This window comes from Methylobacterium goesingense, assembly GCF_022179225.1.
Lineage (GTDB): Bacteria > Pseudomonadota > Alphaproteobacteria > Rhizobiales > Beijerinckiaceae > Methylobacterium > Methylobacterium goesingense.
Map to the genome: position 1 here is coordinate 1 of NZ_BPQL01000143.1, position 9,476 is coordinate 9,476.

The window sequence follows — 9,476 nt, forward strand, 5'->3', positions numbered from 1 at the left end:
CCCGCCCGAAGTTCCCAGCCCAAGGTCCCCCGTGAACGCCGCACTGCTCTATCCCTTCATCCTCGTCGCGGGCGTCCTGCAGGCGCTCGGCAATTCGATGAACGCGCAGTTGCGCGGCCGGCTCGTGAACCCCTGGCTCGCCGCCTCGGTCTCGTTCCTGCCCATCGTGTTCGTGTTCGCCACGCTGTTCCTCGTGATGCCGACGCCGCTGCCCACCCTGGAGACCCTGGGCAAGATGCCCTGGTACGCGCCCCTCGGAGGCGTGGCCGGCGCGGTGGCGGTGTTCGGCGGGCTCGCCTTCATCGACAAGGTCGGGGCCGGCCCCTTCAACGGCCTGACGCTCACGGCCAACATCCTGGCCTCGCTCGCCATGGATTCCTTCGGCCTGTTCGGCCTCCAGGGCGGCGGCTTCAAGCTCATGCCCTGGCTCGGCGGGCTACTGATGGCGATCGGCGTGTTTTTCATCGCCCGCACGACCGCCGACAAGGGCGGGGACAAGGACGGCGGGCACGGCCTCAACCCGAAGCTGCTCTACCCCTTCATCGTGGTTGCGGGCATCCTGCAGGCCGTCGGCGTCGTCTGGAATTCCCAGCTGCGCGGCGCCCTGGTGAACCCCTGGCTCGCCGCGACGGTGTCATTCCTGCCCGTCGTGTTCGTGTTCGTGCTGGTGTTCCTCGTGCGACCGACGCCGCTGCCCACGCGGGAGGACGTGTCCGGGGTGCGCTGGTGGATGCCGCTGGCTGGCATCACCGGGGCGGTGGCGGTGTTCGGCGGCCTGCTCTTCGTCGACAAGGTTGGCGCGGGTGCCTTCAACGGGCTCCTCATCACCGCCAACCTTCTGACCTCCGTGGCCCTCGACCATTTCGGCTGGGTCGGCATGAAGCAGGTCAAGGCCGGCCCCGCCCGGCTCGGGGGCGCCGCCCTGATGGTCGCCGGCATCGTCCTCATCTCGGTGTTTTGAGCGGCTCCTGCCTGTTCGAAAACGCGAAGCTTGAGGACAAGCGGCTGCAGCCGCCGGGAAACGTTGGCCTTTTTGGCGCCCGGCGTGCTAGAGCTTCGACGATCCCGCCCGGAGCCGATCCGCGTCAAGGGTGTGTGGACAGCCTCTCGTGCCGCCCGATTGCCGTCTCCCGGTCTAGTCCGGCGCGCGTCACGACCTGATCGGTCACCGGAATCCGGCGCCCGGACCGCCCACGCGGCCGCGCCGACGGGCATCTGCGACGCCGCGCCGAGCGCGTGCGGGAGGGTTCAAGGACAGGAATGCAATGAGCGACGAGACCGACGCCCGGACCCGATCCGAGGAGCGTGCCGAGCGGGCCGAGCGGATGGCCAAGGAAGGCGCCCAGGCCATGGCCGAGCACCTGGCCTCGGTGAAGGCCGTGGACGAGCGGACGGTGAAGCTGCGGGCCCTGCGCCTCGCCAAGGAAGCCGCCGACGCCGAGGCGAAGGCCGCTGCCCCGCCGCCAGCGCCCAAGCGCAAGCGGTCCTGAGACGGCCCGGCGGAGGAGAATCCATGGCATTCGATCGCTCCCGTCGACCGAGCGACCCGCGACAGGCCGCCGAGGCGGCCTTCAAGGCCGCCACCACCAAGCCCGTCGAGACCGCCAAGCCGGTCTCGGCTTCTGCGGGCTCCCCGGCCTCGGCCGTGCCCGGCGCCCGCGAGATGGTGAGCCTGCGCCTCGACCGCAGCGTACTCGAGCATTTCCAGAAGGACGGGCCCGGCTGGCAGGACCGCATCAACGCGGCGCTCAAGGCCGCCGCCGGCCTCTAGGCCGAGCGGCACGGCGCATCGCGGCGTCTCGACCGGGTCGGTCGACGATGATTAGCCGAACCCGCCCCGCTTCAGCCGCATGACGGTGCGGTCGAGGGCCCCGAGGAACGCGGAGCGGTCGCGGGCCGAGAACGGCTTCGGCCCGCCGGTGATCGCGCCGGCCTCGCGCAGGTCCTGCATCAGGTTGCGGGTTGCGAGCGCCATCCCGATCCCGCTTTCACTGAACGGCTTGCCGGTGGGTGCGAGCACCGCCGCGCCCGCTTTCACGCAGCGGCTGGCCAGGGGCACGTCGGCCGTGACCACGATGGTGCCGGGCCGCGCCCGCGCGGCGATCCAGTCGTCGGCGGCATCGAATCCATCGCTGACCACCACCCGCTCGATCCAGGGCTCGCGCGGCAGGGCCATGAAGCTGTTGGCCACCACGTACACGTGGAGCCCGTAGCGGCCGGCGACGCGGTAGGTCTCGTCCTTCACCGGGCAGGCATCCGCGTCGATGTAGACGACGATGGTCCGGGGCGTCTCGTCCCCGCTCATTGCGCGGCGACCACGTGCGGGGGGGCGCCGGCTTCCACCGCTTCCGCCCCGATCCGCTCCAGGGTTGAGACGCTGAGGGGCTGCCCGCGCCCGCGCAGCGCATGCGCGCCGAGGGGGCGGGCACGGATGCCGGCGGGCAGGCGCGCGATGCGGGCCAGCAAGTCGTCGGACACGAGGATCTCGGCGCCGAGCGGTCGGCACAGGGATTCGATGCGCGCGGTCACGTTCACCGCATCCCCGAAATACGCGATCTTGTGACGGTCGACGCCGACTTCCGCCGTGACGATGGAGCCGCCGTGCAGGGCGGCGCGCAGGCGCGGCACGGTGCCGAACCGTGCCGTCCAGGCCTCGGATTCCGCCTCCAGCCGGTCCATCACGTCGAACACGCAGGCGACGCAGCGCGCGTCCTTCAGGCCGCGGGCCATCGGCCAGGTGATCATCGCCATGTCGCCGATATAGTCGTCGATGGAGCCGGCGTTGCGCCGGACCGGCTCGGCGAGCGCCGCGAAGACCGCCCCGAGATAGGCCTGGGCCTTGAGGTCGCCGTGGGTTTCGGCGAAGGCGGTCGAGCCGACGACGTCGAGGAACAGGAAGATCCGCTCCTCGCGCACGGGCTGGTGGTAGCGCCCGACGAGGAAGTTCACGAACACCTCGCCGCCGATGAGGTCGCGCATGCGGATGACGAAGACCAGCATCGCCGAGACGGCGAGACAATAGGCCAGCACCCGCGGGGTGATCCGCACGGCGTGGCTGAGGTCGTCGTCGGTCAGGCCGAAGGCCCAGACCAGCAATCCCCCCAGCGCGATGCCGGCGGCGATCATCAGCACGTAGGCGAACTCGGCCGCCGGCACGTAGAACTTCGCCGGCATCCGGCGCATCCGCGCCTGCAGCCCGCCGAGGATCATGCCGCGATCGAAGGCGAGCGTCGTCCCGCCCACCGCAAGACCGTATGTCAGGCCGGCGAGGGGCGTCGCGCCGCCGGCGAACAGCACGTTGTAGAGGAGGCCCGCCCCGCCGCAGGCGATGAGGATGAGGAGCCAGAACCAGCGGTGCTGCGGCAGCATCAGCGGCGTCCCCCGTGCGGCGCCCCGGCGGGGGCCGGCGGCGGCGATCCGGCGGGAATGGGGGAGGGAGCAGCGCTGCGCAACGGATGAGCCCCTTCGGGGATGGGCCCGGAGGCGGCGCAGCCCCTTGGCGCACCGAGCTTCGAACCCCGTCCTGATCACCGTCGCATGATGGCGCGAGTAAGGCCAAGGTGACGCAGGCATCCGGATCGGGGACCGGTGTGGCCGCCGTGCGTTGGCACTGTGAATCACCATCATGCGAGGACGAGGCCGATGCGGAGCAGGATTTTCGGTGCGGCGGACCGGGCGGTGCCCGTTATCGGGCAGGGCACCTGGCACCTCGACCAGGCGGACCGCGCCACGGCCGTCGCGACGCTGCGCGCCGGACTCGATGCCGGCATGACGCATATCGACACCGCCGAGATGTACGGCGAGGCCGAGCCGGTGGTGGGCGAGGCCATCGCGGGCCGGCGCGCGGAGGTGTTCCTGGTCTCGAAGGTGGTTCCGGGCAATGCCAGCCGCACGGGCGTGGTCGCGGCCTGCGAGCGCTCGCTCAAGCGCCTCGGCACCGACCATCTCGACGCCTACCTGCTGCACTGGCCCGGCCGCTACCCGCTGGAGGACACCATCGCGGGGTTCGATGCCCTGAAGCGTTCGGGCAAGATCCTGTCCTGGGGGGTGAGCAACTTCGACGTCGCCGATCTGGACGAGGCCCTGGCGATCGCTGGCCCGGGGCAGATCGCCTGCAATCAGGTCCTCTACCACCTGCAGGAGCGCGCCATCGAGCACGCGGTCCTGCCCTGGTGCCGACGCAACGGCGTCGCCCTGGTCGGCTACTCGCCCTTCGGCAGCGGCGACTTTCCCGAGGCCGCGAGCGCCGGAGGCCGGGTGCTCGCCCGCCTCGCGGAAGCACACGGCACGACGCCACGCGGTATCGCGGTCGCGTTCCTGACACGGGACGAGGACACCTTCACCATCCCGAAGACGGCGCGGCCGGAGCGGGCACGCGAGAACGCGGCGGCGGGGGCGATCACCTTGACGGCGGAGGATCGTTCCGCCCTCGACGCGGCCTTCCCGCGCGGTCCACGCCCACGGAGCCTGCCGATGCTGTAGCGGACCGGGCGAAGTTGTGGCCAATGGCCGGGAATGACCGGGCCCGGACGATCCGCGCCGGACCCCGCGAAAGGAATGCAAGCGATGGCGCGATGGCGGGGTTCGGCATGTCTCGGCCTGTGCTGCCTCGCCGGGGCGCCGGCCCTGGCCGAGGAAGCCAAGCCTGACAGGCGCAATCCGGACCAGCCCAACGGCGAGACCCTGACGATTGACGAGAAGGGCATCACCCTGGCCTTCCCCGACGTCGCCAAGCTGCGCGTCGGCGGCAAGCTGCAGCTCGATTACGGGGCGGCGGCCATTCGGCAGGCCGGCTTCCCGGAGCCGTTCCCCGAGAATTTCGCGGTGCGCCGGGCCTGGATCGAGAGCTACCTCACCCTCGGCAAGAGCCTGGAGCTCGCCTTCCAGTACGATTTCGCCGACCCGATGCGGCCGATCAACGATGCGGCCGCGGCCTATACGGGCTTCGAGAACACCCTGCTGACGGTGGGCAACATGAAGGAGCCTTTCAGCCTCGACCAATTGACCGGCGACAACACCACGCTGTTCACCGAGCGCTCGCTGGCCGATGCGTTCGCGCCGGCCCGCAATCTCGGCTTCGCGCTGGGCCGCCACGGGAAGGACTGGACCGTGGTCGCCAGCGTCTTCGGCGGCAACGCCAACACCGGGGTGGGCAGCGAGGGCGTGGCCGCCACGGCGCGCGCCACCTATGCGCTCCTCCACGAGGACGACCGCGTCCTGCATCTCGGCCTCGCGGGAAGCTTTCGCGATCTACCCCGCGACGGGCAGGGGCTGTCCCTGTCGAGCCGGTCCGAGGCCTTCCTGTACCAACGCAATTTCGTCGATACCGGCGACATCCGCGATGCGTCGAGCGTCGGCCGGATCGGCCTGGAGGCGGCCTATCGCGACGGGCCGTTCCTGGTCCAGGCCGAGTACATCCGCACCGAAGTGGAGCGCGCCGGCGGCGCCCGCTCGGTGAGCTTCCAGGGTGGTTACGTCCAGGCCAGCGTCGTCCTGAACGGCAAGGGCCGGGCCTACAAGCTCGCCCCCGATTACGGCGCCACCTACGCGACCTTCTCCGGCGTGCAGGTGGCGGAGGGCGACCGGGTCTCCCGGGGCGGGATCGGCGTGTTCGAACTCGGCACCCGCTTCAGCGCCATCGACCTCGACGACGCCGGCATCCGTGGCGGCATCGAGCGCGACGTCACGGTGGGACTGAACTGGTATCCCGACAGCAACATCCGCATCGTGGCCGACTACGTCCGCTCCCATACCAGCCCCTCGGCGGTGCAGGGCGGCCGCGCCATCGACGCCGATGCCTTCATCGGGCGATTCCAGCTGTACTGGTGACGCGGTGGCCCGGCCGGAGACGCGCGGCCGGATCGCTACTCGCCGACCCCGAACAGCTTCTCCAGGAAGTTGCGGTCGTCCTGGCTCGGGCCACGGCTCGCATCGGCGTGCCGGGCGGCGCGGGGGGCGGGCGCTGCAGGTGCTGCGGCTTGCGGCTCGCCCAGGAGCGCGCCGATGAGGCCGCCCGGCGTGCTGTTGGTCACGGCGGGTTCGGCGGGCGCGCGGTTGCGCCAGTTCTTGGCGCCGGGGAGCATCGCGGGGCTCTGGCCCTTCAGCGCCACGGTCATGTAGGCCTTCCAGATCTCGCCCGGCAGGTTGCCGCCCGAGACCTTCTTCGTCGGCTCGCCGTCATCGTTGCCGAGCCAGACGCCGGTCACCAGGGTGGCGGAGTAGGCGATGAACCAGGCATCGCGAAAGTCCTGGCTGGTGCCGGTCTTGCCGGCGAGGTCCCAGCCCGGCACCTCGGCCTTCTTGGCAGTGCCGGTGACGAAGGTCTCGTGCATCATCGCGTTCATCATCGAGACCGCGTTGGGGTCGATGACCCGGCCGAGCCCGCCCTCCTTGCGCTTGTAGAGAACCTTGCCGTCGGCGCTCTTCACGCTCGCGATGACGTAGGGGATCACCCCCGTTCCGCCATTGGCGAAGGCCGCGTAGGCGCCGACCATCTCCAGCGGCGTCACCTCCGAGGTGCCGAGCGCGATCGAGCCGTTGGCCTGGAGCGGGGAGGAAATCCCGAGGCGCTGGGCCGTCTGCACCACGGACTTAGGTCCGACCTCCTGGCCGAGGCGCACCGCCACGGTGTTCAGCGAGAGCGCCAGCGCGTCACGCAGCGTCACCGGCCCGCGATAGTCGCGGGAGTAGTTCTCCGGGTTCCAGCCCTTGATGCTGATCGGCGCGTCGTCCCGCACCGTGTCAGGGGTCAGGCCGTGCTCGACCGCCGCGAGGTAGACGAAGGGCTTGAACGACGAGCCGGGCTGGCGCTTGGCGGTGGTGGCGCGGTTGAACTGGCTCTTGGCGTAGTCGCGGCCGCCGACGAGGGCGCGGATGGCGCCGTCGGGCTTCATCGAGACGAGGGCGCCCTGGGCGACGTTGTAGCGGCCGCCCTTCTGGTTCAGCTCGTCCACCAGCGCCTTCTCGCCGGCGGCCTGGAGGCCGGTATCGACGGTGGTGTTGATGACGATGTCGCTCTCGAACTTGGGCAGGAAGTCGTCGAGGACGTCCATCACGAGGTCGGCGACGTAGTTGGCCGAGCCACCGCCGCGCACGCTGGCGGGCCGGGCCGGGGTCGCCAGGGCGAGCTTCGCATCGGCCGGCTTGGCGAAGCCCAGCTCCTCCATGGCGGCGAGCACCTGTGCGGCGCGGGCCTGGGCGGCGGGCAGGTTGCGGTTCGGCGCCAAGCGCGAGGGTGCCTGCACGAGGCCGCCGAGAATCGCGGCTTCCGCCAGGGTCACGGATTTCGCCGGCTTCCCGAAGTAGCGCTGGGCGGCGGCCTCGACGCCATAGGCGCCGGCCCCGAAGTAGACGCGGTTCAGGTAGAGCTCGAGGATCTCGTCCTTGCTGTACTTGTGCTCCAGCCACAGGGCCAGGATCGCCTCCTGGATCTTTCGCGATGCGGAGCGCTCGGGCGTCAGGAAGAGGTTCTTGGCGAGCTGCTGGGTCAGGGTCGAGCCGCCCTGCGACACGCCCCGTCGTGTGATGTTCTGGGCGACCGCCCGGGCGATACCGACGGGGTCGACGCCGAGATGGCTGTAGAAGCGCCGGTCCTCGATCGCCACGAAGGCGCGCGGCAGGTATGGCGGCAGCTCCTTGATGCTGACGACCCGGCCGCCGGTCTCGCCGCGATTGGCCAGCAGCGAGCCGTCGCTCGCCAGGATCGCGATGTTGGGCGGCCGCTTCGGCACGGCGAGCTGGTCGATCGGCGGCAGCTGCGAGGCATGGTAGGCCACGAGCCCGGCAACGCCGATCACGCCCCAGAGGCCGAGAACGAACACACCGTAGACGAGGCGTCCGAGGATCGAGCGGCGCGCCCGGCGCGGTGCCTTGCGCAGCGCCCGCGCTGGCGGTGCGGCGGATGCGCGGCCCTTCGTGCCGCGTCCGACCTTCGAACCTGACTCGCCTCGTGCCACGCCGCCCCCCGCGCGATCGGCGCGCGACAGCCGCAGATCGAGATCGGCCGGGTCCCCGGCGCGCCCCTCGGGCACGTCGAAGTTCGGCTCCCCCCTGCCTCCGCCTGCGCGTCCCTTCGCCATGCGTCCCGTCTGCCCCCAGGTTCGTTCGTGATTCGAGCGACCCTGCTTGCGCACGGTAAATGCGGCGGGTTTAAGGGGTGTTAACCCGACGATTTTTCAACGCATTGAAAAATCAGGGGAAATTTGGTGGCCTCGGCGCCCGGTGCATCGGATGTTCAGGGGGCTGCGGATCACGTCCGACGCGCGACAACGGCCCCATGCGCGTCGGGCTGATCCGTTCGGAGCATGCGGCACTCGGGCGGCCGGCGAGGGGAGGGACCTCCGCACGCACCGATCCAGGAGCTGTCCGGTGCGCCCAACCGACTCAGCCCTTCTTGCGCAGGGGCCTGACCGACACGGCGCCCTGATCGAGGAATCCGGTAGCGGCACCGAAGGCCTGGAGGTCCGTCTGTCCGGGGCCGGTGATCAGCTGAAGGTCGCCGCATCCGGCCGAGCGTGCCGCCTGCGATGCCGCTTTCAGAAGCAACCGGCCGATGCCGCGCCGCCGTGCGTCGGGCGCGACGAGCAGGGTGGTGAGTTGCGCCGTCGGCAGGTTGGCGGCGAGAGACGGATACCAGTGCAGGACGACGAGGCCGCTCGGCGGTCCCCACTCGACGGCGACGAGGATCGCGCCCGGGCCGTGCCGCAGGGCTTCGATCCGCTCGGCCAGGGCTTCGGCAGCGACGGGGTGGCCGCAGGCGCGCAGGAGGTCGGCGATGCCAGCTGCGTCGCCACCCGTCGCCGCCCGGATCTCCAGCCCGTAACGGCTCGCCACACGTCACTCCGATCGGCTCCGCCAGGGGTGTCCGGCGGAGCGAGGGTCATGGTTAAGTCAGTTCGAGTTCCGGCGCATCAGGCCGAACAGGGCAAAACCCGCGAGCGCCGCCAGACCGAGCGCCAGGGGGCGATTGTCCTGCAAGTGACGCGCGGCGGCTTGGCCTGCCTCGCGCAGGTCGTTGCCCAGGGGCGAGCCGGTGAGGATGCGCTCGGCACGATCGTGATTCTCCGGCCGGGTCGCGATCGAGACGGCGAAGGCGTCATCGTCCAGGCGGTCGATCTCGACGCTGTTGCGCGCGAAGCCGGCCCGCGACAGGCGATCCCGTGCCCCACGGGCGGCCCTCAGAGACGGGACGGTCACGGACGCCAACACACTGTCAGACATCGAGTTTTCTCCTTGAATTGCTGCGGGTCAAACTGAGCCCGCACCGGAGTGGTTCCGTGGCGCCCGGCGCCGCTCCTGGGGTTGGCTGCCCTTAATCTCCCGGCAACCGACCGCGCCCTAAGCCGGGGCCGACCCGCCGGGCCGGGGCCCGGACCACCGTCCCAGGAGCTTACCGAGCTTGCGTGATCCGTTCGTCCCCGACGCCCTCGCCGACCGTCTGCGCGAGAAGGGCCGCAGGACCCGGCCCCGTGCGGCTC

The 9,476-nt window shown here is 70.8% G+C and carries 10 protein-coding genes; 5 read left to right on the top strand and 5 right to left on the bottom strand.

Annotated elements, in window-relative coordinates; genetic code table 11:
* Positions 1–31 precede the first annotated feature (31 nt).
* The 3 genes from MFF30_RS21010 to MFF30_RS21020 all read left to right on the top strand — a co-directional run bounded on the left by MFF30_RS21010 (position 32) and on the right by MFF30_RS21020 (position 1,771).
* Positions 32–961: a DMT family transporter gene (locus MFF30_RS21010; protein ID WP_238281882.1), complete on the top strand. Its 930-nt coding sequence runs from the start codon at positions 32–34 to the stop codon at positions 959–961.
* A 304-nt stretch (positions 962–1,265) separates the two neighbouring features.
* Positions 1,266–1,490 (top strand): hypothetical protein, encoded by a 225-nt coding sequence (locus tag MFF30_RS21015; RefSeq protein WP_055956977.1) that lies wholly within the window; start codon positions 1,266–1,268, stop codon positions 1,488–1,490.
* A 23-nt stretch (positions 1,491–1,513) separates the two neighbouring features.
* Entirely contained in the window at positions 1,514–1,771 is a 258-nt protein-coding gene (locus MFF30_RS21020) for a BrnA antitoxin family protein (RefSeq protein ID WP_238281868.1), read from the top strand.
* A 51-nt stretch (positions 1,772–1,822) separates the two neighbouring features.
* Here MFF30_RS21020 and MFF30_RS21025 read toward each other — a convergent pair whose 3' ends face one another.
* Positions 1,823–2,305 carry a YaiI/YqxD family protein gene (locus MFF30_RS21025; protein ID WP_238281870.1) on the bottom strand — a complete coding sequence of 161 codons (483 nt, stop codon included), beginning with the start codon at positions 2,303–2,305 and terminating at the stop codon, positions 1,823–1,825.
* The gene (locus tag MFF30_RS21030) at positions 2,302–3,369 is read right to left on the bottom strand and encodes an adenylate/guanylate cyclase domain-containing protein (RefSeq protein WP_238281873.1); all 1,068 of its coding nucleotides are present in this window, start codon (positions 3,367–3,369) and stop codon (positions 2,302–2,304) included. The genes MFF30_RS21025 and MFF30_RS21030 overlap by 4 nt, the downstream gene beginning before the upstream one ends.
* Positions 3,370–3,642: 273 nt before the next feature.
* On the opposite strand from MFF30_RS21030, the gene MFF30_RS21035 reads away from it, so the two are divergent.
* Positions 3,643–4,482 carry an aldo/keto reductase gene (locus MFF30_RS21035; protein WP_238281875.1) on the top strand — a complete coding sequence of 280 codons (840 nt, stop codon included), beginning with the start codon at positions 3,643–3,645 and terminating at the stop codon, positions 4,480–4,482.
* Between the two features lie 84 nt (positions 4,483–4,566).
* Positions 4,567–5,829: an OprO/OprP family phosphate-selective porin gene (locus MFF30_RS21040; protein WP_238281876.1), complete on the top strand. Its 1,263-nt coding sequence runs from the start codon at positions 4,567–4,569 to the stop codon at positions 5,827–5,829.
* 35 nt (positions 5,830–5,864) lie between these two features.
* Here MFF30_RS21040 and MFF30_RS21045 read toward each other — a convergent pair whose 3' ends face one another.
* The 3 genes from MFF30_RS21045 to MFF30_RS21055 form a co-directional block, all read right to left on the bottom strand.
* Positions 5,865–8,078, bottom strand: coding sequence for a transglycosylase domain-containing protein (locus MFF30_RS21045; RefSeq protein ID WP_238281877.1), 2,214 nt, complete (start codon positions 8,076–8,078; stop codon positions 5,865–5,867).
* Positions 8,079–8,382: 304 nt separating this feature from the next.
* Entirely contained in the window at positions 8,383–8,832 is a 450-nt protein-coding gene (locus MFF30_RS21050; protein WP_238281879.1) for a GNAT family N-acetyltransferase, read from the bottom strand.
* A gap of 57 nt (positions 8,833–8,889) precedes the next feature.
* Positions 8,890–9,219: a hypothetical protein gene (locus tag MFF30_RS21055; protein WP_238281880.1), complete on the bottom strand. Its 330-nt coding sequence runs from the start codon at positions 9,217–9,219 to the stop codon at positions 8,890–8,892.
* Between the last annotated feature and the right edge of the window lie 257 nt (positions 9,220–9,476).

Bases quoted from the DNA above. Each gene is read 5' to 3' on its own strand.
- MFF30_RS21015 (WP_055956977.1), top strand. From the start codon at position 1,266: ATGAGCGACGAGACCGACGCCCGGACCCGATCCGAGGAGCGTGCCGAG.
- MFF30_RS21020 (WP_238281868.1), top strand. From the start codon at position 1,514: ATGGCATTCGATCGCTCCCGTCGACCGAGCGACCCGCGACAGGCCGCC.
- MFF30_RS21025 (WP_238281870.1), bottom strand. From the start codon at position 2,305: ATGAGCGGGGACGAGACGCCCCGGACCATCGTCGTCTACATCGACGCG.
- MFF30_RS21030 (WP_238281873.1), bottom strand. From the start codon at position 3,369: ATGCTGCCGCAGCACCGCTGGTTCTGGCTCCTCATCCTCATCGCCTGC.
- MFF30_RS21035 (WP_238281875.1), top strand. From the start codon at position 3,643: ATGCGGAGCAGGATTTTCGGTGCGGCGGACCGGGCGGTGCCCGTTATC.
- MFF30_RS21040 (WP_238281876.1), top strand. From the start codon at position 4,567: ATGGCGCGATGGCGGGGTTCGGCATGTCTCGGCCTGTGCTGCCTCGCC.
- MFF30_RS21045 (WP_238281877.1), bottom strand. From the start codon at position 8,078: ATGGCGAAGGGACGCGCAGGCGGAGGCAGGGGGGAGCCGAACTTCGAC.
- MFF30_RS21055 (WP_238281880.1), bottom strand. From the start codon at position 9,219: ATGTCTGACAGTGTGTTGGCGTCCGTGACCGTCCCGTCTCTGAGGGCC.